Below are 25,155 nucleotides of genomic sequence, written 5' to 3'. Positions count from 1 at the left end.
TAAAACCTTAGGAGGAATACGAAATGACAAATTTTAAACCGGAAACGCTTTTATTGCATGGTGGACAGCAGCCTGATCCCGTAACAGGCTCAAGAGGGGTGCCAATTTATAAAACGACTTCTTATGTGTTTAAGAATACGGAGCATGCCCAGAATTTATTCGGCTTGAAAGAAGCCGGCAATATCTATTCACGCATTATGAATCCGACGGTGGACGTATTTGAACAGCGAGTGGCGCTTCTCGAAGGCGGCACTGCAGCTGTGGCGCTGGCATCTGGGATGGCGGCTATCGCTTTCTCCATTCTGAATGTAGCAGAAGCGGGCGATGAGATCGTCGCGGACAGCAACTTGTACGGCGGTACTTACAGCCTCTTTGCAAATACATTGCCGAGATACGGTATTACGGTTAAGTTCGTCGACGGCAAGGATCCGGAAAATTTCCGTGGAGCCATCACCGATAAAACAAAAGCACTGTTTGGCGAAATTATCGGCAATCCGAGCCTGAATGTCTTCGATGTCGAAAAAGTGGCCAACATTGCACATGACAATGATATTCCGTTATTGATTGACAATACGTTTGCATCGCCTTATGGCAGCAACCCGATCGAATTCGGAGCCGATGTGGTCATCCACTCCGCAACAAAATGGATTGGCGGCCATGGTACAACAATCGGAGGCGTAGTTGTCGATGGCGGGAAATTCAATTGGAACAACCCGAAATTCCCAAGCTATACCGAACCCGATGAAAGCTACCACGGCATACGTTACGGAATCGACGCAGAAGGTGCTTCCTTTGCAACGAAATTGCGCGTTCAGCTGCTGCGTGATTTTGGCCCGTCTTTGAGTGCGGAGAGCGCGCATGCATTTTTACAGGGCTTGGAGACGCTGCATCTGCGGATTCCGCGCCATAACAGCAACGCACAGGCCATAGCGGAATATTTGAGAGACCATCCACAAGTGGAATGGGTCAATTATATCGGATTTGAAAATCATCCATCACATGGATTGGCGCAGAAATACTTGAAGGATGGATATGGATCGATCGTCAACTTCGGTGTTAAAGGTGGACGTGAAGCTGGACGTAAATTGATTGATAGCGTTGGATTGTGGTCACATGTCGCCAACGTCGGCGATGCCAAATCGTTGATCATCCATCCGGCGTCGACAACGCATCAGCAATTGTCTAAAGAGGAACTTGAGTCATCGGGCGTCACGGAAGAATTGATTCGCTTGTCGGTCGGCCTTGAGAATCCGGAAGATTTGATTGCAGACCTTGAGCAGGCCATACAAGCTGCAGTTTTAGAAAACGTTTAGGAGGAATGCGGAATGGTTAGCGTATCTATCGGATCTTTGGCCCTGGAGTCGGGGGTAATCCTTGCGAATGTCGAACTTGCCTATGAACGCTGCGGGAAACAAGGCGCCCCAGTGGTCCTTATATGCCATGCCTTGACAGGTGATCAATGGGCTGTCGGCACTGCGGAAAACCCAGGCTGGTGGGCAGGCCTGGCAGGGCCAGGGAAAGCCGTAGATACGGATAAATTCCAAGTCATCACTTTCAATGTGCTGGGCGGATGCAGCGGCTCTACTGGCCCTTTGTCCATCAATCCACATACCGGAACGCCTTACAAGGCAGCATTCCCAGCCATCACAATCCGGGACATGGTGAATGCGGAATACGCTGCTTTACGTGAATTGGATATTACCGGTCTTGCCGCCGTAATTGGCGGATCTCTAGGTGGTATGAAAACCTTGGAATGGGGACGCAGTTACCCGGAATTCGTCAAAGCGATTTTCCCGCTTGCCGTAACGCCGGCTTACAGCGATTTTGGCGTCGCATTCAATTTTATCGGCATTCAATCGATCGTGAACGATCCGAAATTCAATGGCGGAAACTACGAGGACTCCGCTGATTTGAAAGGTTTTGAGATAGCCCGCATAGCAGGGATGGTGACATATCGGAGCGGTGGGATGTTTAACGAGCGATTCAGGCGTGCCGGAGGCAAAGGAACTTTTCAAGTAGAATCTTATTTGGCTTATCAGGGGCAGAAATTGGCGAAGCGCTTTGACGCCAATAGCTATGTAGTTTTGCTCCACGCTATGAACACTCATGATGTTTCAGAATCCCGGATGGAAGTGGAGATCCTCTCTCTTTCCTACACACACGATTTGCTGTATCCGAGCGAAGGGATGATTCCTTGGCTAGCCAGCCAACCCAATGCTTCATGGGAAATCATCGATACCCAATTCGGGCACGACGGTTTTCTGGTCGAGTTCGAAAAATGGGGCAGCCACATTTCCCGAAAATTGAACAGCTTGACAATTCCTCAGCTTATGCAATAGCATAAGCTTTTTTTATTTGCCTAAAATGCTCTGAAAAACTACCGGAAAGATCTCGACAATACAAAACTTATTTCTCAAAAATAGGTTAAAATGTTTAATAAGGAATATGTTTACAGTAAGGTGTAGAGGATGAGGAATGTATTATGGATGAACAAACAACAAAACTGCTCTTGAAAAAAGTAAAGAAGCATAAAAAATGGACAGAAGGTGTATTTGTAAATCCCATTTATTGGATGGTAAACGGCAAACCTTATTATATGGCGGGCTTCACGAAGAATAATGCTTCTGTTGCAACGGCATATTTGACGACCGGTGAAGAAAACCGGGAAGAAGCGTTGGAAGCTCAACGCCATTTAGCTCTTTTTGGCGATTTAAGCAATAATATATTCAATATTGGCATGGACTTTTTAAAAATAAACGCAGCCTATTTTACGAAGCCGCTAAGTGTTCCTGTTCCTGCTTCGGATTCAGCTGTGATAGCAGGAAGAAATGCATTTGATGAGCTATGGAAGATTCAGCAAAAGCTTTCATCGCTAGTAAAAGAGTACAAAGGCTATTACGAAACGGACGTGTTGATCCGCAACGAAATTGTCCTTGCGGATGTTGTGAAAACCCAGGAAACAGCAAATCTGCTGACCCTTTATCAATTCTTGAACCTGCAGATTTTGCTGAAAAAGAATTCGGAAATAAAGGCTTTTTCCTCTTTTTTAAAAACAAAGGAAGCCTGGAATGGATTCGACAAAGAAACTCAGAAATTCATCCAAGGAATCACAGAGAACACGGAAAAAATGCAAAAGAGTTTAGATGGATTGAAGGTGATTTCAGACAGCGATTTTGAAAAAATGAAAAAGCTGAACTACGATAAGATGATCGAAGACAACAAAAAAATCATTGAAGGCCAGCGGCAATGGATCCGCTATCCTAAATAACTCAACTAAAAAGCATCTCGGCGATTTAATCGCCGGGATGCTTTGTTGCAAGCTGTCAATCTTCGTCTTTAATATCCACATCTTCCGGAATCGGCGTCATCTGCCATTCTTCCAAGGCTTGTTTGGCGATCTCGAGCTGCTGGAAATGCGTGTCGAATTGAGAAGTATTGACCAGGTATTGTTCACCGTCATGGACTGCGCGGATGCGGCCTTCTGAAACATAGCGGGCTATTTGTTCTTCAGGCATCGACAGGAAAGCGGCAGTTTCCGAGACTGTCATATACATGGAATCATCTCCTCTTTTTCTTTTATTATAATAGAAGAAGTGCGCTATCTCAAACCATTCAATTAATGATAAGCTAATTGGTGGATGGCTGAGGCCGGTTGAATAAGGCCTTTTCGCAACGCTTAAGCTTTTAAGAAAATCATACATACTAAAACGGCAAGCGCGGGTTGCTTGCCTTAACTTGAGGTGCATGTCATGAATTATTGGCCATACATATGGGTGCTGCTGGCTGCTATGCTGTGGGGCACGACCGGCACCGCCCAAAGTTTCATCGAAGGAGACGCGCACCCGCTGACAATTGGTGCCATGCGCCTTGGAATCGGCGGCTTTACGCTGTTGGCTTTTGTACTGCTTGCGAAAAAATTGATATGGAAAGAGATTCCTTGGAAAGCAGCAGTGGTGTCGGCGGCATTAATGGCACTATTTCAGCCGCTGTTCTTTTCTTCGGTGCAGCTGACCGGCATCGCTATCGGTACGGTGGCGTCAATCGGCAGCGCGCCGGTATTTTCCGGGTTGTTGGAATGGCTTATTATGAAAAGGCGGCCAGACCGCGTATGGGCCGCTGCAACTGCATCGGCAATCGCTGGCTGCTTGCTGCTTTTTTCCGATAAGCAAGCAGCGGTGATCGACCCACTCGGCATTGTCTTGGCGCTGGGCGCAGGCCTGTCTTTCGCGGGCTATGCAATTTCAAGTAAAAAAGTGCTCGACCGAATGGATGCCGTACCAGCGGTAGCCGTTATTTTTTCACTGGGTGCTTTGGCGCTGCTGCCGTTTTTAGTAGTACTTGATATTTCCTATTTAGCGCATCCCGCCAATCTGGCGGTCCTTGTCTATTTAGGCATCGGCGCGACAAGCTTATCGTATATTCTTTTTTCATATGGCTTAAAAAACATACCTTCTTCATCGGCAGTTACGCTGTCGCTCGGAGAACCATTGACCGCCGCGCTGCTCGGCGTTTTCATCGTCGGTGAACGGTTGAGTGCGGTATCTTGGGCCGGCGTCCTGCTGTTACTGGGGGGAATTCTCATCTTAACTTTTGCTAAAAAGAAACCCATTTCTTGAGAAACAGCGGCATCCTATGGATTGCCGCTATTTTCTTAAGAATTTCTTCATAATATTCCTAAGCTGCCCTTAAGAATTTTCGTTTACAATAAATTACAGAGATGAAAGAGGTGGGGAAATGGGACAATTTACAGTATTGGTGACTGACGATGACCAGGACATCCGGGATGGCATCGAAATCTATTTGAAGAATGAGGGATATAGGGTGCTGAAAGCGGCAAACGGCCTTGAAGCGCTGGAGTTGTTGGACATCAATGATGTGCATGTTATCATCCTCGACGTTATGATGCCAAAAATGGACGGCATCGCTGCTACATTTAAAATACGTGAACAACGCAATATTCCTATCATTATGCTCAGTGCGAAAGTAGAGGATTCTGATAAAATACATGGCCTCTCGGTTGGTGCAGATGATTACGTCACGAAGCCTTTTCATCCAATGGAGCTGGTGGCAAGGGTGAAATCACAGCTTAGACGTTACGTTAGCCTAGGTACATACGAAGACAAAAACCAGCGCATTGAAATTGACGGCCTTGCACTCGACGCTGAAGCAAAAGAAGTGTCGCTGCACGGTGAGGCAATCAAATTGACCCCGATTGAATTCAAAGTGACCGAATTATTGATGGCGAATGCGGGGCGTGTGTTTTCCATCCAAGAAATTTATGAACGCGTCTGGAACGAGCCCGCCTATAATGCTGAAAACATTGTAGCGGTGCATATCCGGAAAATCCGTGAAAAAATTGAAGCAGATCCGAAAAATCCAAGATATTTGAAGGTGGTGTGGGGCATTGGCTACAAAATGGAAAAATGATCTATGGTCGATTTCAGCGGTCATCATTGCATTGTTTTCTTTGCTTTACTGTTGTTCATTCATATTGGAAATGGTTCAAAATACATCTTCTGCAGAGTTGCTGGCATCGCTGCGCTTGTTGTCGAAAGGGGACATTTGAAGATGAAGAAATGGTTATGGCTAGCAGCCACGGCTTTTGTTATTCTCGGCCTTTTCATTCTTATGGAAACGGTCCCCAGTTATTTTGGCAAGCAGTTCACCGATTCCGAACAATTCAAGATGGATTATGCTTATTACACCGATAGCTTGATCATGTTTGAATTGGCGCCGCCCGATGCGGAAGAATTGGCAGACAGACCGGTTACCCAAAGCGAAATGGAAGAATACCGCACCCGCTATGGATCACTCGCCGACCAAGTCGAAAATATTCAAAGCCAATATGCCGCCGATATCGAAGAGGCAAAAGCTGCAAGAAACGGCGACGTGGAAAAAATTCTCGTTGCAGAACGCGACCGCAAAATCGCGGCAATCCAAAGCAATTTTTCAGACGATGAAGTAGTTGCGGAAAAATTAAAAGCTGAATGGCAGGAGGAAATCGCCAGGTCGTTGAAGGATGTATATGCGGATAAACCATCATTCGCTGCTAATTACACCTATTATGTCTATGAATTGAAAAATACCGAGACCGGCGAAGTCTTCACGAAAGGAGAACTTTCGAAAGATCCGGTGTACGAAAAAAACTATACGGCAGCACGGCCATTGAACAAAAGTGAAAGTGATTACTTTATGCCGGGTATGGAGGAGACAGTTAATGAGGCGGCTTTTGAAGGGGTGATTCAAGTTGATCGTGAACTGCTCGCAGCATCTGAAAGCGGCAACAACTTCAATCAATTCAATTTCGTCAAGACTTTCACTTATCTATTGTCTGTAGCTGTAGCGGGAGTAATGATTGCAGTAATCGTGCTGCTGCCTTTCCGCTGGGAATGGTTCACATTCAGCCGGCTGTTTGAAAAATGGGCAGGCTGGCCGATGGAAGGACGGCTGCTCGCAGCTTTCCTCGCTGCCATTTATGCCTTATTTGCTGCTGGAAACTTCAACACGAGCTTGATGAACAGCTGGTCAAGCAATTATGTGAGCTACGTACTTAGCCTAGGAGGCGAGTTTATCGTCGTACTAGCCGTCACCGCACTTGCGATTTTGCAGGTGATTTGGCTCACGGCTTATTACAAAAAGCCTGCGTTGTTAAAACACGAGTTTCAGAAAAGCATCCTTCACCGCAACGTAAAGGGACTCAAACAGGTTTTCTTGAACAAATCGATCGGCGTCCAGTCGTTGATTTTATTGACTGTGATTTTCTTTTGGGGCTTCGGTACGATGCTGTCCATTGCCATTCCGGGGATGTTGCTAGTATGGTTGCCAGCCACGTTCTTCATCGGTATTCCGGTGCTCGTGATGATGTTGAAGCGCTTCAGCTATTTGAATGTATTGATGCAGGAAACGGAAGCGATGGCGATGGGGCAGCTGAACCAAGCGGTGCCGGTCCGCGGCTCTTCGCCGCTTGCCAATCACGCACGGCAACTGAACCGCTTGAAAGAAGGCGTTAAAATTTCGATGTCCGAGCAGGCGAAAAGCGAAAGGTTGAAAACGGAATTGATCACGAATGTCAGCCATGATTTGCGTACACCGCTGACTTCCATCATCACATATACCGATTTGCTGAAAGCGCCGGTGTTGTCGGATGAGGAGCGCTTGTCCTATGCTGGCATCCTCGACCGTAAGTCACAGCGCCTGAAGACACTGATTGAAGACTTGTTCGAAGTATCCAAAATGGCCAGCGGCAATATCGAGCTGCACCGGACGAAGCTTGATTTTGCGCAATTGCTGCAGCAGGCACTTGCTGAACATGCGGAAGACATTGAGCAATCCGGTTTGGATTTTCGCGTATCGATTGGTGACAAGCCACTATACATCTATACGGACGGCCAAAAGTGGTGGCGTGTGCTGGATAACCTGATTTTGAATTCACTGAAATACGCGCTGCCGGGCACACGGGTTTTCGTGTCGCTGAACGAGGTGGAGGGCGATGCGGAATTCATCATCAAAAACATCACTCGCTATGAGCTTGGAGGCAATCCGGATGAGCTATTCGAACGCTTTAAGCGCGGCGACGCTTCACGGCAGACAGAAGGCTCAGGTTTAGGACTTGCCATTGCCCAGTCGATTGTCGAACTTCACGGAGGCGCATTGAAGATTGAAGTGGACGGAGATTTATTCAAAGTGACAGTAACCGTTAAAAGTGCATAATAGTTAAAGAGAGCCAGCCCGTAGTCCAGACTATAGGCTGGTTTTTATTTGTTTCGGATAATAAAATATGCAGGAGTTATTATAATTATTAGAAAATTAGTTTGACTTAAAATCGGGAAAGCGGTTACAATCAAAAGGTCATTACTCTTAAAATAAAGAAGGGGAGGGAAATTATGGAATGGAAATGAGCGCACGCTCAGACGGTGTACAAGGGGCAGTAATTTATTTCACGAAATGGGGGAGCATGCAATGAAGGCTTACAAAAAAGAAGTGCAATTCACAATTTGGATGACGGCAGCTTTCATCCTGGTGGGAAATGTTGGACTGATTTTCTCGATTTTCCCGACTGATGCAATTTTCTTAGGGTTTCCATTAAAGTACATCTTGCCGATTCTGATGGGGTGGTTCGGCGTGTTCCTATTGACGATTATTGCAGGGATCATCGGCAATCGCATCGATGATGAAATTGATGCAGAAAACGATATGCTCGATAAGTCCCGCGATACGGAAGGGGTGTAAGGAATGGAAAACCAAAATTGGCAATTAGATAATCCGTGGTTGGGTCTTGGCGTTATTATAGCCACGTTCCTGTTATTCTATATAGTCGGTTTTATATCGAACCGCCAAAGTACTTCTGCTAAGGAGCTGTATGTCGGCAAATCTAATACAGGGGCGCTTGTAAATGGCCTTGCCATGTCAGCAACGTACATGAGTCTAGCGACGTTTTTAGGGATTACAGCACTTATTCTTCAATTGCAGGTGCCATTCATCATGCTGTGGATTCAGCTGATTTTAGCGATTCCACTGATCACCATCATTTACGGGACAAGCCTGCGCCGGATGGGAGCTTTTTCTCCAACGCATTTTATCCGCGACCGCTACGGCAAATCGGCATCTATCATTGCTGCGTTGTTCATGATTCTCGTCTCTATTATGTACGCGCTTGGCCAGATGATCGGCATCGCCGTAACTTTCGAAACATTATTGGGTATTCCGTACTTGACCGGTTTGATTGTCGGCGGCTTGCTTATTGTCGGCTATATAACAGTAGGGGGCATGGCTGGAGCGACCAATAACGCGGCAATCCAGATGGTCATCATGGCTTTGATGTTCATCGTTCCTTTAGGGGCGATCATGAAAGCGGTCGGTGGCACTGGCTGGTATTTCCCGCCATTATTGTATGCGGATATGGTCCCGGCGATGCTAGACGCACTGCCGACTTTTTTCGACTATCAATTTTCGCCTAAATGGTATTTCTCGATTATCCCGGCTTTGACAATCGGTGCCTTGGGGCTTCCCCATTTGGCGATGCGTGTTTACACAGCATCAAACCTGAAGAGCGCGCGGGCAGCGATGGTCTGGTTCGCCTTTATCCTAGGATTGGTATTCTCAGCTACTTACGCGATGGGCTTTGTCGGGGTCTATGCGACAACTACGCAAGGGTTGCAGATTTCACCGGAAGACGCAGACAAATTGACAATCATCCTTAACTTGGTTTACAACCCTGACTGGGTGACGGCATTAGTCATCGCCGGCGCCATTTCAGCCGGTGTTTCTACATTGAGCGGCAACTTGCTGGCAATCGGCGCTTTGCTGTCCCAAGACATTGTTGCTACATTGAAACCGAATATTTCTCAGCGCGTGAATCTGCGCCTTGGCTTTGTAGCGATTTTCCTTGGCGGTGTCGTCAGTATCCTATTGGCGATCCAACCGCCCGCATTCCTGGTGGTCAGCATCCTTTGGGCATTCGGTCTCGCCGGAGTGACAAATGCGCCGCTTATCATTGTCGGCGTATGGTGGAAAGAAGCAAATAAATATGGGGCGATGGCAGCCTCGATCGTCGGCGGAATCTTGTATATCGTCGTATCGCCTTTCGTCTTCCCGAGTATCGTCTTGACCGGGCACGCAGTGACAGACGGCATGGGCCTATCAGGCGCAATGCTGGCTGTTCCGGTCAGCTTTATCTTGCTGATTGTGGTGTCGTATATCACGAACCGCATGCCGTCACTGGCAAAAAACTTGACCAAACAATCGGATATCGAATTGGTCGAACGGATCCACGGATGGAAAGATATCAAAGCTTACCGCTACAACAGCAAAGTCGGCGCGGGCGTAACGGTCGTATTGTCTGCAATCGTTGCTGTATGGGCGCTGATGCCTTGGGGCATGTAAGATATGGAAAAAGGAGTGATTAAAATGGTCAGGAATATGGTGGCGTTGAATGAAACATATTTTGGGGCATTTTTAAACTCACCGAATATCAAGGTGATCAGCAATCTTATTTTGCTGGTTACCGGAGTAGGCTACGGCGCGATTTCAATCGCGTCGAATGCCTCATACATAGCGAACTTCGATTCGCCCGTGCTGCAAAATTTCCTTGTACCGCTGATATTCATTCTTTTTGGCTTGTTATCGGCAGTCATCACGAAAATCGGCCTGGCGCTGCTGTTATGGGCGGGGGCGAAAGGGTTCGGCGGCAAGGCACTTTTCAGGGAGATCAATCTTGCCTCGCCTGTCGCAATGCTGCCGGGTCTGCTCTGCGTACCCTATTTGGCAGGCTGGGGAGAAGGCGGACCTGTAGTCATCGTCTTGCTGCTGGCGGGTATTGTATGGATGTATTTTGTCAGTGCAAAAATCTTGAAAACGACACAGAACTTTACTAATAAAAAAGCGTATTGGGCGGCATTCCTTGCGTTCTTGTTTTTAGCGAGCGTCTATTACATCGTAGTGCCGTCTTGAAAGGAATTTGAAAAAGGCTGGAAGCATGAGCTTCCAGCCTTTTTTTGATGGAAAAAAATAACCCCTCATTGCGGAGGGGAGATGAGGCGATGTTGAAACGCATAGATAGCCGCTTGAGTGCGGTCATGGACTTCGAGTTTAGCCAAAAGATTACTGACATGTGTCTTGACCGTTTTCAGCGCGATGAATAACTCATCCGCAATTTCCTGGTTGCTGTAGCCCGATGCAATCAGCAGCAGGATCTCCATTTCGCGGTCTGTCAGATCTTCATGAGGAACATGGCTGCGGCGCATCTGCTTCATCATCTTGGCCATCACTTCCGGCTCAAGGACAGGTGTACCGTTCATCGTAGCGCGGATAGATTCTGCAATGCGAGATGCTTTGGACGTTTTCAGAATATAGCTTACCGCCCCGGCTTTCAATGCAGGGTAAACTTTATCATCATCTGGAAAGCTGGTGACAATCATGATTTTCGCTTCCGGCCAAAGGGTGATGATGGCGTCGGTCGCTTCCGCCCCGTTCATGATGGGCATAACCATGTCCATCAAAATAACATCCGGCCGCAATTCGAGCGCCATCTTCACAGCTTCTTCACCATTTGCCGCCTCGCCGGCAACTTCCATATCCGGCTGCGATTGGAGATAGGCGGAAACACCAATTCGGACCATCTCATGGTCATCGGCTAATAAGATTCGGATCATCAGAAACCTTCCTTTCAATAGGGACTTTCACTTCAACGATAGTGCCCTCGGAAGGCACGGAAACGATTTTGCTGACGGCGCCGATTTCAATGGCCCGTTCTTCAATATGCTTCAAGCCATATGAAGTGGATTTTGATTGATGGCTTTCAAAACCTACGCCATTATCTTGGATGCGCAAAATGGCGAAATTGTCCCGTTCGACAAAAAGGATATGGACTTCGGTGGCTTTCGAATGGCGCAGTGTATTCGAAAGAGTTTCTTGGGCGATGCGGAAGAGATGGTCTTCCGCGCCTTTTGGCAAGAGAACTTCCTCCAATTTGGAATCGATATCGAAATAGACTTTTTCCTTTAGTTCGGCGATCAGTTCAGCCAATCCTTGGCGCAAGGTTTTATTGTGGAGCGCAGCAGGGCGGAGATGGAGCAGCAAGGCGCGCATCTCCAGTTGTGCTTGCTGAACCATTTTTTCCGTCTGCAGCAGAGCTGGTGCGGCATGTTCACGCTCTGTCATTGAAGACAGCAGCATAGATGCAGCAAATAATTGCTGAGACACTGAATCATGCAATTCGCGCGCCAGCCGCTGGCGTTCCATGATTAGGCGTTCCTGAATCACTTTGTCCTGGGTTTCCGCGCGTTCATTGGAAATGCGCGCCAAGCTTCTGCGCTGAGATTCCAGCAATTTCTGGAGTTTTAAAATAGAAGAAGCCAAATTGGCCGGCAGCGATTTCATATGGGCAGCTTCAATGACAGTGTGGTCTTCGTTGCGCAACAAAGCCTGAAAAATTTCCTCGATATCCTGCACTTTTGCGCGGGACATTGATTCTGACCACCAAGCAATGCCGATTGACAGCGCAAGCACCAACACGAGCAGCCAAATGCCGAACGGCAATCCGGCAACGAAATCCTCCCACAGCACGGACCACGAGGCGAAAGTCGGAAGCCCCAGCAGCACTGCCAGGATACAGAAAACGATAAAAGCGAACAAGGCCATGAAGAAAAGGCTGCGCGGCAGGATCTGTCTCATCGGCGAATCACCTCGACATCCCCCATCCATGTCGTGATTGCAATGATCATTTCAACTTTGCCGTCAGCGGGATAGCCATCCTCGACATGAAGCGAACTATTCCAAATGCGTTCTTTTTCAGCGTTGAAAAAACGTGCGTCCCCTAAGAGGGTAGAGTAGTAGACGCGCACCGGAACTTCATAAGGTACAATGATTCTCACTTTACCGAACCCTTGGCGAATGGAAATTAATGAGGTTTGTTTCGGCAGCACCGTCTGGGTTGCGTCAATGAGTAAATCACCGGCAATCCCTTGGATGTGTATATCTTTCCATTCATATGCTTCAATCGGCGTTTGCTGGGCAGCGAAAAATTTATTTTGGAAGGGGCCTTTGTCGCCGCCGCCAATCGGCAGCTGCTGCTCCCACTCTTCGCCTTTCCATAGGCGGATCAGCAAATAGATGGCAACCGCAAAAACGATCAGCCTCAAACTCCACATCGACAGCACCGCAATGCCGATCAAGATGACAGCAGTCCAAACATAAGCTTTGCGGGACTCTGGCGCTTTACTCATGGCGTAATACAAGATTCCAATGCCAAGAAGAACCAAAAATACGCTGCCATTTCCAAAAAAGGCAACTTCTATAAAAATGAGCAATAAGGCGCACCATAAAATCAGTGCTTTTTTATTGGTGGTCCAGTGGTTCATCATGGTTTTTCCTCCTTCTTTGCAGCGGAAAAGCGAGAAGAAGGAAACCTTCTTCTCACTCTAGTTTACCCAATTTCTTTTTGCTGTGCGCTGTTTTTTTCGAGCGATTCCAAGCGGTGTTCCATTGTTGAGCGTTGTTGCACCTCTTCCGCTTCGCTTCCCAGGCCGTTAATAAATGCGGACATGTTTCCTGATCCCAAACTTTCTGTTTCGAAGCCGGAAGCTAAGACTTTGTCCATTTGATAATGCGCGCGTGCCGCATTCTCTTTCCCCATCAATTGCAGCTGCCGCAATTTCATATCTTTCACTTTATGCTGCATCTCCTCGAATCGCTGCTCTAGGCGAGTGATTTCCTCAAGATTTTCAGCAAGGCTTTGTTCCAATTCCCTGACACGATTCGAATAGGCTGCGACTTCCAGTTCAGCAAATCGTGACAAATCGCTTTCACCTGAAGCTTTTGCCAACCCAAGCTGCATTTGTCGTTTTTCAGCCATCGCAGACGCTTCCGATAGCTCCTGCTCCAGTTTAGCTGTCAGCTGAGCTTGGCGTTCCACCCATTTGCCTGTCGTTTCCGTCTGTTTTTGGGCTTCCGCAATAAAGCGGTTCAAAGCAGCTAGTGGATTTTTTTCTTCCTTCTTTGTCATCACCATATCCACGTCAGTGGCTACAGCGAATTTCAAGCGTTCCCATAAAGTTGTCATGCCGATTCCTCCTTATTTGTTTAATTTCTGCCATTGGCTTTCAAAGTTCGTAAAAGGGTCTTTTGCGTCTTGAAACGAAACGGGACGTCCGTTCCAATTGCGGTAAATCATCCACAGGCCGGCTGCTGCAGCCACGCCGAGCAAAGCTGGGACATTTGAGATTGCTGAGATTGCACCGGCGGCAGCGACGACGCCCCACCAAATTTTAGCAGCGAGGGAAATGCTTCTCAGGTAATAATGGATACCTGCGTACATGATCAACGCTGACACAGCGAGCCCGACAATTGCTCCCAGGTTCGACAAGACGATGATTCCGGCGATAATGCCGAGTGTGATCATCCAAAACTTATTCATTGTTATTTCCTCCTCTCAATTTCTATCTTCATGTTACCAAGCGCACGGCTTTTGGAATACGGACCTTGACTGCATCTTTAACTAGGGCTTGCGGCGTAGTGGCGTTCGGGAAGGTAGTTTTGGGAGTAAGTGCTATAATGTTTTTTAGATATATATAAGTTGAACTAATAATCAATAATAGCGGATATTCCGCAAAACAGCTGCGCTTTCCGCGGGCTCGCTCCCAAGCCTCCTCGGTCGCTAGGCTCCCTGCGGGGTCTCGGGAGTCTCGCTATTCCGCAGGAGTCGCAACTGTTTTGCTCCATATCTCCAGAGACTTCTCTCAGCGCCGGCGCGCCTTCGGACTGGGCGAAGCAATGAGACGAGTGGTTTTCGCGGCTTATTGAGGGAGCCAAGGAGATGGCCAAATGGAATTTGGACCATTTCCTTTGCGACGAGCTTGCGCAGGAGCATAATCTTTGCTCTGTCCAAAGCGCAGAAGCGGTATATTTATACTAATTCTTTAATTCAATTTATATAGCAGGAAAAGAGGAAATATTGTATGAAACAGTTTGCCGCCATTGCAGGTGCGTTCGGCATTTACTTGGCACTGATCAGTTATTTGGGATGGAACACATATTTATGGATCGCCTTATGGATTTCAGTGAAACCGTGGCTGTTCGCTGGCATTTGGACGATCATTGCCTTCAGTTTTTTCATCGGCCGCATCGGCCATAACTGGTTGGCATTTACCATTATCGGCTCTTATTGGTTTGCCTTTTTACAATATGCAATTGTGTTGTTCCCCGTTGCCAATTTGGTGAGCGTTTTGGTGGATTGGCCGCGTGAAGCATTTTATATCGGCAATGCCGTCGCGGCGGCGATGTTGTTGATTTTACTGGTCGGTTCTTATTTGGCTTATAGTCCGACCATTCGTGAATTGGAGATAACAGTGGGCGATGTGCCGGCAGAACCATTGCATATTGTCGTGGGTTCGGATTTTCACTTGGGCGTGCTGTCAGGCAAACGGCATCTGAAGCGATTTGTTGATAGGGCCAACAATCTTAAGCCGGATGCCGTATTTTTAGCAGGAGATCTGGTCGATGATGATCCGGTGTGGTATGCGCGTTACGGGATGCAGGAGGAAATGGAGCGCTTGACAGCTCTGCTTGGAGTATACGGTGTTCTTGGAAATCATGAATATTACGGACGTAAAATTCCGCTCCTCGTCAAAGTGATGGAAGACTCCGGCGTTCGGATTCTGCGCGATGAAACTATTTTGGTCGCGGAGCGTTTCTATTTAACAGGACGGGAAGACCGGACAAATGGCGAACGGCATCCACTCGAGAAGCTTGCGCCTGAAAAAGGCCTGCCTTGGATCGTCATGGACCATACGCCTTCTGATTTAAAAATGCCGGTTCGACTTGGAGCTGATTTTCATATATCGGGCCATACCCATAAAGGGCAGATGTGGCCAAATAGCTGGATCACTAAAAAAGTCTTTGAGTTGGATTACGGCCACCGTTTGATCGAGAAAACCCATTTTCTCGTGTCGTCAGGATTCGGATTCTGGGGGCCACCGATCCGGATTGGCAGCCGATCAGAATTATGGTCGGTAAAAATGAAGTTCGGGAAAGAGCAGTAAAGGAGACAGCAAATGGAACAATGGATTATAGACATTATGTCTGATTACGGTTATTTTGGAATATTTTTTCTTATTATGTTGGAAAACGTTTTCCCGCCTATCCCCTCGGAAGTCATTTTGACAGTGGGGGGCTTTATGACAACCTCTACGAATATGACAATTCCAGGAGTGATTTTGGCTTCGACGGCGGGATCAGTAAGCGGTGCGGTTGTCTTGTATGGCCTTGGTTTGCTGCTGGATGTTGAGCGGTTGGAGAAAATCGTTGATAAATATGGCCGCGTCTTGCGTGTCAAGCGGGCGGATATCTACCGGGCAGATGCCTGGTTCGACCGCTATGGCATCTGGACCATCTTTTTCGCGCGGCTGGTTCCGCTTATCCGGAGCTTGATTTCGATTCCTGCAGGCATGGCAAATACGAAATTTTGGCTGTTCATCACATTCACGACACTGGGAACTTTGCTATGGAATACTGTCCTCGTTTTTATTGGCGAAGCAGTAGGGGTGAACCGGGCAGCTATTATGGAGCAGTTCGATATTTATTCCAATGTGGTATATGCTTTGATCGTAATCGTTGCACTAGCGGCAGTATGGTTTTACGTGAAAAAGATTCGCAGCCGGCCGATGGATTAAACAAAATAGAATTTCCAAAAACTGCCGGCAATTGCCAGCAGTTTTTTAAATTGATATAATTGTTTGATAATAAAGAGACGGAGGGTCCAAATGAAACCTATCATTTTTATCACACAGAAATTGCCGGACGAGGCTGTCGCCGGCTTGCATGAATCTTACGAAGTGCGCATGTGGCACGATGAGAAAGCGCCGGCGCCGCGGGAAGAAATCTTGAAGCAGGCAAAGGAAGCGCACGCTTTATGGACGATGCTGTCCGATAAGGTGGACCGCGAATTGCTGGAAGCCGCACCGAATTTAAAAATCGTTTCGAATCTGGCAGTTGGCTATAATAATATCGATATCCACGCCGCCCACGAGCGAGGTGTCATGGTGACGAATACGCCCGATGTCTTGACAGAAAGCACAGCGGATCTTACATTTGCGTTATTGCTGGCAACTGCCCGGCGCATTATCAAAGCGGAAGAGTCCGTGCGTTCTGGAGACTGGAAGTCGTGGTCCCCGATGGGAATGGCGGGACGCAACGTCGGAGGAGCGACGCTGGGCATCATCGGCATGGGGCGCATCGGCGAAGCGGTTGCGAGACGGGCTCAGGGCTTCGGCATGAAGGTGTTGTATCATAACCGGACCCGCCGCAGCTTTGAAGACGTCAAATATGCTCAGCTTGACGACTTGCTGCAGCAATCGGATTATGTCGTCATTCTGACGCCGCTGACTCAAGAAACACAAGGCATGATCGGGGAACGTGAATTGTCTCTTATGAAAGAAACCGCTTGCCTCATCAATGTTGCGCGAGGCGGCATTGTTGATGAAAAAGCTTTATACGAAGCGCTCAAAGCGAAAAAAATCTGGGGTGCCGGCCTCGACGTCTTTGAAACAGAGCCGCTGCCGCTTGATCATTCTCTGTTGTCATTGCCGAACTTGACTGTGCTGCCGCATATCGGCAGCGCTACCGTCCAAACGCGCTTGGCGATGATGGAAATGAATGCCCAAGCAATTGCTGCATGCCTTGAAGGCAAATCGGTGGAAAACCGGGTCTGTTAACATCTTATGATGCTGTTTTCAATTATGAGAAAGTTGAAGTTTGCCGGAATTTATTATAAAATAGTCTAGGTTTTTAACGCCGTTCCGGTGAAGAGAACAAATTGAAAAGAGTAGGGTGGTAATGATTCATGCAAAATCATACACACAATGTTCTACTGTACTATAAGTACGTAGAAATCGAAGATCCAACAGTATTTGCTGCAGAGCATTTGGCTGCGTGCAAGGAAATCGGTTTGAAAGGCCGCATCCTTGTTTCACATGAAGGCATTAACGGCACGTGTTCAGGTACGGTCGAGCAAACTGATGCTTATGTAGAATTGATGAAACAAGACGAGCGCTTTGCGGATATGCCATTCAAAATTGACGCGACTGACCGCCATGCCTTCAGAAAAATGCATGTGCGCGCGAAACAAGAGATTGTCCATTTGGGCTTGGAAGATGATATCAACCCGAACGAATTGACCGGGAAATACCTGGAGCCTTCTGAATTCTACAAACAGATGCAAGAAGAAGATACAATCGTTCTTGATGCACGCAATGATTATGAATTTGATCTTGGCCATTTCCGCGGTGCGGTAAGGCCGGATATTGAAAACTTCCGCGATTTGCCTGAATGGGTACGCGACAACAAAGAAATCTTCGAAGGTAAGAAAATTTTGACGTATTGCACAGGCGGAATCCGCTGTGAGAAATTTTCTGGCTGGCTGAAAAAAGAAGGCTTTGAAGATGTTTCACAATTGCACGGCGGGATTGCCACTTACGGCAAAGATCCTGAAGTGCAAGGGGAACTTTGGGATGGCCAGCTCTACGTTTTTGATGAGCGCATCGCCGTACCGGTAAACCAAAAGGAACACGTCATCGTCGGCAAAGACCATTTTACAGGCGAACCTTGTGAGCGCTATGTAAACTGTGCTAACCCTGAATGCAACGCGAAAATCCTTGCATCAGAAGAAAACGAGCATAAGTATATGCGTTCATGTTCTGATGAATGCCGCGAACATCCGCGCAACCGCTATGCGTTTGAGCACGGCTTGGATGGAGCACAAGTCCAGGAGCGCCTGAACGCATTGAAAACAACAACTGAAGTGTAAAAACAGAAAAAGCCGCCCCTCGGGACGGCTTTTTCTGTTCAATCTTCTTCATTGACAATAATGGCGCGGCCTTTGAATTTCAACAACAGCGGCACGAGCAGCCAAGCGGCAGCGACGATCAAGAGCACAAGCGAGATCGGCTTGGTCGCGAAAATAGAGAAGTCGCCGTTCGAGATAGTCAGTGCGCGGCGCATATTGTTTTCGATCATTGGACCAAGCACTAATGCCAATACCAATGGAGCGACTGGGAAATCATTCCGCACGAGCAGATAGCCAAGCAAGCCGCAAGCAAGCAATAGGTACAAATCGAATGTCGTGTATTGCACTGCGTAGACGCCGAAGAAAGAGATGGCGATGATGATCGGCAACAAGTATTTCTTCGGTGTTTGAATAATCTTAGCAAATACTTTGACCAATGGCATATTCAGCACCAACAGCATCAAGTTCCCGACAAACATGCTGGCGATTAATCCCCACGCTACTTCTGGGTGATCATCAAAAAGTAATGGGCCTGGCTGGATATTGTACATGATCAATGCACCCATGAGGATAGCGGTTGTACCTGATCCTGGAATGCCGAGTGTCAGCAAGGGGATCAATGCGCCGCCAGAAGCTGCATTATTTGCGGATTCCGGACCCGCTACACCGGCAATTGCGCCAGTGCCGAATTTTTCAGGAGTTTTGCTGAATTTCTTTTCTGTGATGTAAGAGAAGAACGAAGCCAATGTAGCGCCGGCTCCAGGCAGAACGCCGATGAAGAAACCCAGGAACGAACCGCGCAATATCGGTACGGTACTGTCTTTTAAATCTTGCTTTGTCGGCAAAATGCGGCCGATTTTTGCAATTGCGCCTTCTTCGTGATCACGTTCAAGGACTGTTTTGAATACTTCCCCTAAAGCGAATAACCCGACAGCAATCGTCAAAAATTCAAGACCTGAATACAAAATCGGCAAATCGTAAGTGAAGCGCGCAATGCCTGAAACGGCATCGATGCCGATGGTCCCGAGCATAAGGCCGAAGACTGTCATCATCAGCGCTTTTGTCATTGATTTTCCGGCAAGTCCGCTAACCGCAGCAAGACCGAGAAGCATCAACGAGAAATATTCGGCTGGCCCGAATTGCAGTGCGATATTCGATAACGGTTTTGCCAGCAGCACAAGGCCGATCAGTGAAATTATGCCTGCGGCGAACGAACCGATGGCAGCAATGGACAATGCTGCACCCGCCCGCCCTTGCCGCGCCATCTGGTAGCCGTCGAGCGTAGTGACGACTGAAGAGGATTCTCCAGGAGTGTTCAGTAAGATGGAGGTTGTCGAACCGCCATACATTGCCCCATAGTATACGCCGGCCAATAAAATGATGGAGCTGGCGGCGGCCGCTTCAGGGGGAAGGCCAGCAGTTAATGTGGCTGTGACCGGAATCAGGAGCGCAACGCCGCTCATAGGGCCGATGCCCGGAAGCACCCCGACCGCTGTTCCGATCAATACGCCGACAAATGCAAAGAGGATGTTCTGCCATTGAAAAGCGACACCGAATCCATCCATAAGAAATTGTAATGTACTCATAATTCTCCGCCTTTCAAGTTAGAATACCGGAAACCCTGGCAAGGAACCGCCTAGGAATTCAGCGAACAAATAATAGACTCCGAAAGAAAAAATGCTGGCGATGACAAGGGTTTGAATCCATTTGCCGCGCTCCATCGTCTGAAATGCGATTAACAAGAACAGGAAAGTCGTGATGACATATCCCAGAGGTTCAAGAAGTGCTGCATAAAGCACTGCGCTGACAAACAGCACAATAAACTTGCCATACTGGACTTTTTCCATTTCTCCTTGTATCACCTGGTAGCGGAAAGTTTCATAAATCAACCGTGCACTCAACAGGATCAAAAGGATGCCCAAGCCAATAGGGAAGATATCTGGTCCGACTTCTGAGCCGTACGAGCTTTCGGATATTTTTCGGCTTTCCAGTACGAACAGCAGCCCAATCAGCAAAAAAGCGATTCCTGCAAAGCGGTCAAACGTTTTACTCATTGCCTTCTACTCCTTTCAAAATCAAGAAAGCGGCCGAAGCCGCTCCTTCATTATTTTTGCATCTCAAGCGCCGTCAACAGTTCAACAATCACTTGTTCTTGTGTTTTCAAGTATTCTTCAAAACCAGCGGCATCTTTGTACTCAGGCTGCCAGCCGTTCTGCTCTAATTCTTTTTTCCATTCTTCCGTTTCGGACATCTCTTTCAATTTCGTTGACCAATAGTCAACTGCGCCATCTGACATATTCTTAGGTCCGAAAATTCCGCGCCAGATTGTGAATTCTGCATCAATTCCAGCGTCTTTAAAAGTAGGGACATCGCTCAACTCGCCTTCAAGAGGTTCAGGAGAACTTACTGCCAGAACTTTCACATCACCAGAGCGAACGTATTCAGCAATCGTCGAAGCATCCGTTGCAATGACATCTGCGTTATTGCCGAGCAAAGATGCTACCGCTTCGCCGCCTCCATCATACGATACGTATTTTACTGACTTTGGATCAATACCGTATTCGAAAGCAGGAAGGATGCCAACTAGGTGGTCCATCGAACCTGGAGCTGAACCGCCGGCCAATGTGATGGAAGTTGGGTCTGCTTTGATTGCTTCCAGCAAATCTTCGAGCGTATTGAATTCTGAATCGGCTCTGACGACGATTGCGCCGTAATCACGCGTCAATTGCGCCAGTGGAGTTGTATCTTTATAGCCATAAGGGCTGTTTCCTTCAGCTTTATTGTTGTTGATCAAAATTGGCGGAGATTTCACCATCAGCATATAATCGTTGTCCACTTCTTTAGTGGCGTATTCCGCCATAAATACTGCACCGCCGCCGCCTGGTTTGTTTTCAACCGTGATCGACTCTTCGATCAATTTTGTATTGTTCATGGTTTTAGCAATGGACCGCGCTGTCAAATCCCACCCGCCGCCAGCTCCCGAAGGGGCAACAATGGACATTCCACGTTCTGGATAATTCGCTGATTCACCCGCTCCTTGCGTTTCTCCTCCGGAAGAACAGGCTGCCAAACTTAAAGCCAAGACACCGGCTAATGAAACAGAAATCATTTTTTTCAACATATTAATCATCCCCTTTGAAATAGTAAAAGACAGCGCTTTCATGCGCTGTCTTTAATTTATCAGAACTTTTATTCAATTGATCGTTTGTGGAAATAAGAGGGATATTGTTCAATTAATCATTTTTGTGCATAAAGTTCACGGCTGCGGAAAGTAGCGGCGCTCTGGCCGGCCGATTGTGCCATAAAGCAATTCTGCCACTGCCAGCCGTTCAGATACCAGGTGTTCCAGATAACGGCGGGCAGTAGACCGGCTCATGCCGCACGCGGCGCCCATTTCTTCCGCAGTCATTCCCAGCTCAGCCATTGCCAAACGTTCTTTGATGCGGGCCATGGTATTCGGATCGATGCCTTTCGGTGTAGCAAAAGGTTCGCTCGAGGCACTGCGGTTCAAATTCCATAATTTCTGGATAGACTCCTCGTCCAGCGAACCGGCCTTTTCCAATGACCGTCTTTTTTCCTTATAGGCAACCAGGCTTTCTTCAAATCGTGCAAAAGTCAGCGGTTTGAGGATATAATCGGCGACGCCTGCGCGGAACGCTTTTTTCACGATGTCCGTCTCAGAAGCCGCTGTGATGAAAATGATATCCGAGTCGGTGCTTTCCTGCTGGATGAAAGGCAATAATTCCGTTCCTTTCATGTCTGGCAAATGGACATCGAGCAAAATCAGTTGAGGCTGAAGCGCTTGAATCCAATCCTTGGCTTCCGCTCCGTTATGGGCAGAGCCGACCACTTGGAAACCTTCCATCTTTTCGATGAAGCGTCTGTGGATGTCGGCAATGCGTTTATCGTCTTCAATGATTAGAATCTCAATCATGCTAGTTCCTCCGATTTTATCGAAATAATGAATAACGAACCGCCTAAATCGCCAGCTTCGATAGCGATCTCCCCTTGGAGGTCGCGGACGCTTTCGTAAACTTTGACCATACCATAGCCGCGGTCGCCGCCTTGTTTAGTGGAGACGCGCTCTTTGAACAGCAAAGGCATGAGTTCCGGCTTAAGACCCGGACCCGAATCTTCAACTTCCAAGAGAATTTCGCTGCCATTGTCCACTATTAACAGGCGCACCGTACGTTCGCTTTCCGGCAAGTGCTCGACCGCTTCGAATGCATTAACAATTAAATTGCCGAGTATCGAGACAAACAAACTTTTTTCGAGGTGAGGGGGCAGCCCTTTCATATAGCTTTCTTCATCGAGCAGCATTTTCACTTTCAATTCACGCGCGCGATTGAACAAGCCAATGACCAAACCGCCTAAAAATGGGTCTTGGAGCCGTTGCGTCACGAACTGGACAAGTGATTGCTGTTCTTCAGTTTCGTGATGGATTAGCTGCATCGCTTCTTCGAGCGAGTTAAGCTGAATCAGGCCGGATATCGTGTAAAGGAAATTCTGGTGTTCATGTGTCTGAGCGCGCAAAGCTTCAGCATATTGTGTGACTTGTGACAATTCACTCCGCAGCCCTTCAATATCCGCTTGCAGTCGGAAACTGGAGACGGCCCCGACGATTTCATCATCAAAACTGATGGGGATGCGATTGACGATCGTTTTCTTGCCGCGTATTGTCATGGGGCGATCGAATTGGGATTCGCCCGTTTGGAACACTTGAGGAAGCATCGTGTTCGGCAAAATGTCTTCGATGGGGATACCCAGCAGGCTCATGTCTTCAGGCAGCTCTAACATGTCATGCGCTGAAGCGTTCGCCATGGTGATTTCGCCCGACTTGTTCACCATGATGATGCCTTCCCGGACCGATTCAATTACCGCGTTCCGTTCATTGTACAGGTTAGCGATTTCAGCAGGTTCAAGGCCGAATAAGGTTTTCTTGATGCTGCGCGCAAGCAGCATCGAACCGAAGGCGCCGATGACAGCCGCCGCCACGACGATGCTGCTGATGGAATCCAGATAGGCATGGAACGTTCCAGCCATATCCGTCTTTAAGAACCCGACTGAAATGACGCCGATGATGGTGCCGTCTTGGTCAAAAATGGGTGCTTTTCCTCGCAGGGCTGGTCCCAGGGAACCTGTTGCCTCGGAAATATAAGCAATGCCGTCCTGTAAAGCTTTTTCGTTGTCGTCACCGATCATCTTTTGTCCGAGCCTTCCGACAATGGGATGAGAATAGCGGATGCTTTCAGTATTGCCGACGACCACATATTCGGCGCCGGTTTGGGTGCGGATTTTTTCAGCAATCGGTTGGATGGACGCCACCGGGTCGTCCGCTTTGAACCCTTCTATAATATCGGGGCGCTCGGCTGAAGTGACGGCAATATCCAACGCCCGCTGGCCGACCTGTTCTTCAATGGCGCCAGATATGGTGACGTAAAATAGGCCGCCAGCCAGCACCATAATGGCGGAAATGAACAAAGCGCCGTATAAAAATATTCTTTTCTGAAGAGACATGAACACGCCACTCATTTCTATAAAAGATGAAATAAAATTCTGAATTTAAAAGAACGGAAAAGAAATGGCACAAAAGTGTCTACTTTTGTGCCATTTCCTCCTCTTCTTCCGAGCAGTCAAAACAAAAGAGCTCACCGTCTATATAGACGCCGTCCAAAAAGCCATCAAGGCAATAGATGTCTTTTCCACAATTGCTGCAGGGGCCGATGAGTTCACGCATCCTGTAATGCAGCCGCGTACTCGTACATGGCTTCCTTCAAGTAAGTTGAAAGGCCTTTTCCATGCTGATCGATATTGTTCGCGAAGCGGCTGTCAGACGCGTATAAATCTGCAAGGCCGCGAAACATTCTTGGCGTGCAATCGTAAAAACGGTTCAAAAGCGTGTAATACGCCTTCATTTCAATCTGCACTTCTTCCGCGTACGGCGGCAGATGCATCAATGCTGCGACTGCATTGTAAATCCGGTTTCCTTCAAGGTTGATCTCATCCAAGTCTTCTTCTTCTTTTTCCGGTTTTGCCGTTTCAATATGTACAGGCTCTTCAATAGCAGCAGCTTCGTCGATCACTGCCATATTCACAAGCAATTCCGCTTCTTCTGCAGCTTCAAACCTTTCTTCAGACACTTCATCTTCCAAGAGTTCTGGAATCTCCATTTTATATTTTGAGATATCGTCCCCGTTCTTCTTGTCAGCGAAAGCTGCAAAACGTTCTTCATTGGAAAGTGTTTCCGCGCCCGCGTTTTCCAGAAGCGTCATTTCAGCGCTTTCAATCAATGCTTCCATACGCTCTTTTTTCAGGCGTAAAAACTCGATGTGCTGCGCCAACGCGAAATTCGCATCAAATCCAAGAGCAACAATTTCCTGTATTTTTTTCAAAGAGAATCCAAGTTCTTTGAAAAATAGGATATGCTGCAGCAGCTTCAAATCTTCGTCGTTATAATAACGGTAACGGTTGGAACCGATATTTGAGGGCTTGAGCAGCCCGATGCTGTCATAATGGTGGAGCGTGCGAACACTGACTCCTGCAATTTTTGCCACTTCCTGTACTTTGTACATGACTATCACCTCTAATTACTGATTAGACTATGACGAACCGTCAGTGTCAATAGAATATGGAGAATTTCTTTTAAATGGCACAAACTACACAAGCATTCAGGGGAACGCACTTTCTAATTCAGGTCTATTATCTTAATAAATCTTGAATGGGGTTATTTTTACTTTTGGATGTTTCGCCAACCAAGTGGCATTATATAAGCTGTATATTATCGTAGAAAGAAAATTCTAATATTTCTCATAAAAGCTGGTAGTTTCAAAATCCGTGTGAAATAATAACCATGAGAGCAGTTTCAAAAATGGCGTGCC

At 47.5% G+C, this 25,155-nt stretch carries 26 protein-coding genes; 14 read left to right on the top strand and 12 right to left on the bottom strand.

Annotation, left to right across the window (positions count from 1 at the left end; all coding sequences use genetic code 11):
- Positions 1-23 precede the first annotated feature (23 nt).
- The 3 genes from AC4EHJ_RS08150 to AC4EHJ_RS08140 all read left to right on the top strand — a co-directional run bounded on the left by AC4EHJ_RS08150 (position 24) and on the right by AC4EHJ_RS08140 (position 3,268).
- Complete coding sequence (locus AC4EHJ_RS08150) at positions 24-1,313, top strand: O-acetylhomoserine aminocarboxypropyltransferase/cysteine synthase family protein (RefSeq protein ID WP_490975061.1); 1,290 nt, start codon at positions 24-26, stop codon at positions 1,311-1,313.
- A 12-nt stretch (positions 1,314-1,325) separates the two neighbouring features.
- On the top strand, positions 1,326-2,339 hold the full coding sequence (metX, locus tag AC4EHJ_RS08145) for a homoserine O-acetyltransferase MetX (protein WP_490975060.1): 1,014 nt from the start codon (positions 1,326-1,328) through the stop codon (positions 2,337-2,339).
- 143 nt (positions 2,340-2,482) lie between these two features.
- Complete coding sequence (locus AC4EHJ_RS08140) at positions 2,483-3,268, top strand: hypothetical protein (RefSeq protein WP_490975059.1); 786 nt, start codon at positions 2,483-2,485, stop codon at positions 3,266-3,268.
- A 55-nt stretch (positions 3,269-3,323) separates the two neighbouring features.
- Here AC4EHJ_RS08140 and AC4EHJ_RS08135 read toward each other — a convergent pair whose 3' ends face one another.
- Entirely contained in the window at positions 3,324-3,554 is a 231-nt protein-coding gene (locus AC4EHJ_RS08135) for an excisionase family DNA-binding protein (protein WP_490975058.1), read from the bottom strand.
- 195 nt (positions 3,555-3,749) lie between these two features.
- Between AC4EHJ_RS08135 and AC4EHJ_RS08130 the strand changes: the two genes are divergently transcribed.
- The 7 genes from AC4EHJ_RS08130 to AC4EHJ_RS08100 all read left to right on the top strand — a co-directional run bounded on the left by AC4EHJ_RS08130 (position 3,750) and on the right by AC4EHJ_RS08100 (position 10,449).
- On the top strand, positions 3,750-4,616 hold the full coding sequence (locus tag AC4EHJ_RS08130) for an EamA family transporter (RefSeq protein ID WP_490975057.1): 867 nt from the start codon (positions 3,750-3,752) through the stop codon (positions 4,614-4,616).
- A 118-nt stretch (positions 4,617-4,734) separates the two neighbouring features.
- A complete protein-coding gene (locus tag AC4EHJ_RS08125; RefSeq protein ID WP_490975056.1) occupies positions 4,735-5,427 on the top strand; it encodes a response regulator transcription factor in 693 nt (230 codons plus the stop codon).
- Positions 5,405-5,566, top strand: a complete 162-nt coding sequence (locus AC4EHJ_RS08120) for a hypothetical protein (RefSeq protein WP_490975055.1) — start codon at positions 5,405-5,407, stop codon at positions 5,564-5,566. The genes AC4EHJ_RS08125 and AC4EHJ_RS08120 overlap by 23 nt, the downstream gene beginning before the upstream one ends.
- A gap of 2 nt (positions 5,567-5,568) precedes the next feature.
- Positions 5,569-7,710 (top strand): sensor histidine kinase, encoded by a 2,142-nt coding sequence (locus AC4EHJ_RS08115; protein ID WP_490975054.1) that lies wholly within the window; start codon positions 5,569-5,571, stop codon positions 7,708-7,710.
- A gap of 249 nt (positions 7,711-7,959) precedes the next feature.
- Positions 7,960-8,229, top strand: coding sequence for a hypothetical protein (locus tag AC4EHJ_RS08110; RefSeq protein ID WP_490975053.1), 270 nt, complete (start codon positions 7,960-7,962; stop codon positions 8,227-8,229).
- A 3-nt stretch (positions 8,230-8,232) separates the two neighbouring features.
- The gene (locus AC4EHJ_RS08105) at positions 8,233-9,882 is read left to right on the top strand and encodes a sodium:solute symporter family transporter (RefSeq protein ID WP_490975052.1); all 1,650 of its coding nucleotides are present in this window, start codon (positions 8,233-8,235) and stop codon (positions 9,880-9,882) included.
- A gap of 24 nt (positions 9,883-9,906) precedes the next feature.
- Positions 9,907-10,449 carry a hypothetical protein gene (locus AC4EHJ_RS08100; protein ID WP_490975051.1) on the top strand — a complete coding sequence of 181 codons (543 nt, stop codon included), beginning with the start codon at positions 9,907-9,909 and terminating at the stop codon, positions 10,447-10,449.
- Positions 10,450-10,514: 65 nt separating this feature from the next.
- Here AC4EHJ_RS08100 and AC4EHJ_RS08095 read toward each other — a convergent pair whose 3' ends face one another.
- The 5 genes from AC4EHJ_RS08095 to AC4EHJ_RS08075 all read right to left on the bottom strand — a co-directional run bounded on the left by AC4EHJ_RS08095 (position 10,515) and on the right by AC4EHJ_RS08075 (position 13,912).
- Entirely contained in the window at positions 10,515-11,150 is a 636-nt protein-coding gene (locus AC4EHJ_RS08095) for a response regulator (protein ID WP_490975050.1), read from the bottom strand.
- Positions 11,125-12,171, bottom strand: coding sequence for a sensor histidine kinase (locus AC4EHJ_RS08090; protein WP_490975049.1), 1,047 nt, complete (start codon positions 12,169-12,171; stop codon positions 11,125-11,127). The genes AC4EHJ_RS08095 and AC4EHJ_RS08090 overlap by 26 nt, the downstream gene beginning before the upstream one ends.
- Positions 12,168-12,860 (bottom strand): cell wall-active antibiotics response protein LiaF, encoded by a 693-nt coding sequence (gene liaF, locus AC4EHJ_RS08085; protein WP_490975048.1) that lies wholly within the window; start codon positions 12,858-12,860, stop codon positions 12,168-12,170. The genes AC4EHJ_RS08090 and liaF overlap by 4 nt, the downstream gene beginning before the upstream one ends.
- Positions 12,861-12,922: 62 nt before the next feature.
- On the bottom strand, positions 12,923-13,558 hold the full coding sequence (locus AC4EHJ_RS08080; protein WP_490975047.1) for a PspA/IM30 family protein: 636 nt from the start codon (positions 13,556-13,558) through the stop codon (positions 12,923-12,925).
- Between the two features lie 12 nt (positions 13,559-13,570).
- Positions 13,571-13,912, bottom strand: coding sequence for a lmo0954 family membrane protein (locus tag AC4EHJ_RS08075; protein WP_490975046.1), 342 nt, complete (start codon positions 13,910-13,912; stop codon positions 13,571-13,573).
- A 541-nt stretch (positions 13,913-14,453) separates the two neighbouring features.
- Here AC4EHJ_RS08075 and AC4EHJ_RS08070 point away from each other — a divergent pair.
- The 4 genes from AC4EHJ_RS08070 (at position 14,454) to trhO (ending at position 18,298) form a co-directional block, all read left to right on the top strand.
- Positions 14,454-15,536 carry a metallophosphoesterase gene (locus tag AC4EHJ_RS08070; RefSeq protein WP_490975045.1) on the top strand — a complete coding sequence of 361 codons (1,083 nt, stop codon included), beginning with the start codon at positions 14,454-14,456 and terminating at the stop codon, positions 15,534-15,536.
- A gap of 12 nt (positions 15,537-15,548) precedes the next feature.
- Complete coding sequence (locus tag AC4EHJ_RS08065) at positions 15,549-16,166, top strand: DedA family protein (protein ID WP_490975044.1); 618 nt, start codon at positions 15,549-15,551, stop codon at positions 16,164-16,166.
- A gap of 90 nt (positions 16,167-16,256) precedes the next feature.
- Positions 16,257-17,207 (top strand): 2-hydroxyacid dehydrogenase, encoded by a 951-nt coding sequence (locus tag AC4EHJ_RS08060; RefSeq protein ID WP_490975043.1) that lies wholly within the window; start codon positions 16,257-16,259, stop codon positions 17,205-17,207.
- A 128-nt stretch (positions 17,208-17,335) separates the two neighbouring features.
- On the top strand, positions 17,336-18,298 hold the full coding sequence (gene trhO / locus AC4EHJ_RS08055) for an oxygen-dependent tRNA uridine(34) hydroxylase TrhO (RefSeq protein ID WP_490975042.1): 963 nt from the start codon (positions 17,336-17,338) through the stop codon (positions 18,296-18,298).
- Between the two features lie 38 nt (positions 18,299-18,336).
- Here trhO and AC4EHJ_RS08050 read toward each other — a convergent pair whose 3' ends face one another.
- The 6 genes from AC4EHJ_RS08050 to AC4EHJ_RS08025 form a co-directional block, all read right to left on the bottom strand.
- Positions 18,337-19,863, bottom strand: coding sequence for a tripartite tricarboxylate transporter permease (locus AC4EHJ_RS08050; RefSeq protein WP_490975041.1), 1,527 nt, complete (start codon positions 19,861-19,863; stop codon positions 18,337-18,339).
- An 18-nt stretch (positions 19,864-19,881) separates the two neighbouring features.
- Positions 19,882-20,331 (bottom strand): tripartite tricarboxylate transporter TctB family protein, encoded by a 450-nt coding sequence (locus AC4EHJ_RS08045; protein ID WP_490975040.1) that lies wholly within the window; start codon positions 20,329-20,331, stop codon positions 19,882-19,884.
- 50 nt (positions 20,332-20,381) lie between these two features.
- A complete protein-coding gene (locus AC4EHJ_RS08040) occupies positions 20,382-21,398 on the bottom strand; it encodes a Bug family tripartite tricarboxylate transporter substrate binding protein (RefSeq protein ID WP_490975039.1) in 1,017 nt (338 codons plus the stop codon).
- A 135-nt stretch (positions 21,399-21,533) separates the two neighbouring features.
- A complete protein-coding gene (locus AC4EHJ_RS08035) occupies positions 21,534-22,211 on the bottom strand; it encodes a response regulator (RefSeq protein ID WP_490975038.1) in 678 nt (225 codons plus the stop codon).
- Entirely contained in the window at positions 22,208-23,809 is a 1,602-nt protein-coding gene (locus tag AC4EHJ_RS08030; protein WP_490975037.1) for an ATP-binding protein, read from the bottom strand. Before AC4EHJ_RS08030 ends, AC4EHJ_RS08035 begins: the two co-directional genes overlap by 4 nt.
- A gap of 197 nt (positions 23,810-24,006) precedes the next feature.
- Positions 24,007-24,849: a MerR family transcriptional regulator gene (locus AC4EHJ_RS08025; RefSeq protein WP_490975036.1), complete on the bottom strand. Its 843-nt coding sequence runs from the start codon at positions 24,847-24,849 to the stop codon at positions 24,007-24,009.
- Between the last annotated feature and the right edge of the window lie 306 nt (positions 24,850-25,155).

It is taken from the genome of Planococcus sp. TJ-301 (genome assembly GCF_058268475.1).
The sequence above is the reverse complement of the archived record's forward strand: the minus strand, read 5'-3'. Positions and strand labels throughout refer to the sequence as shown.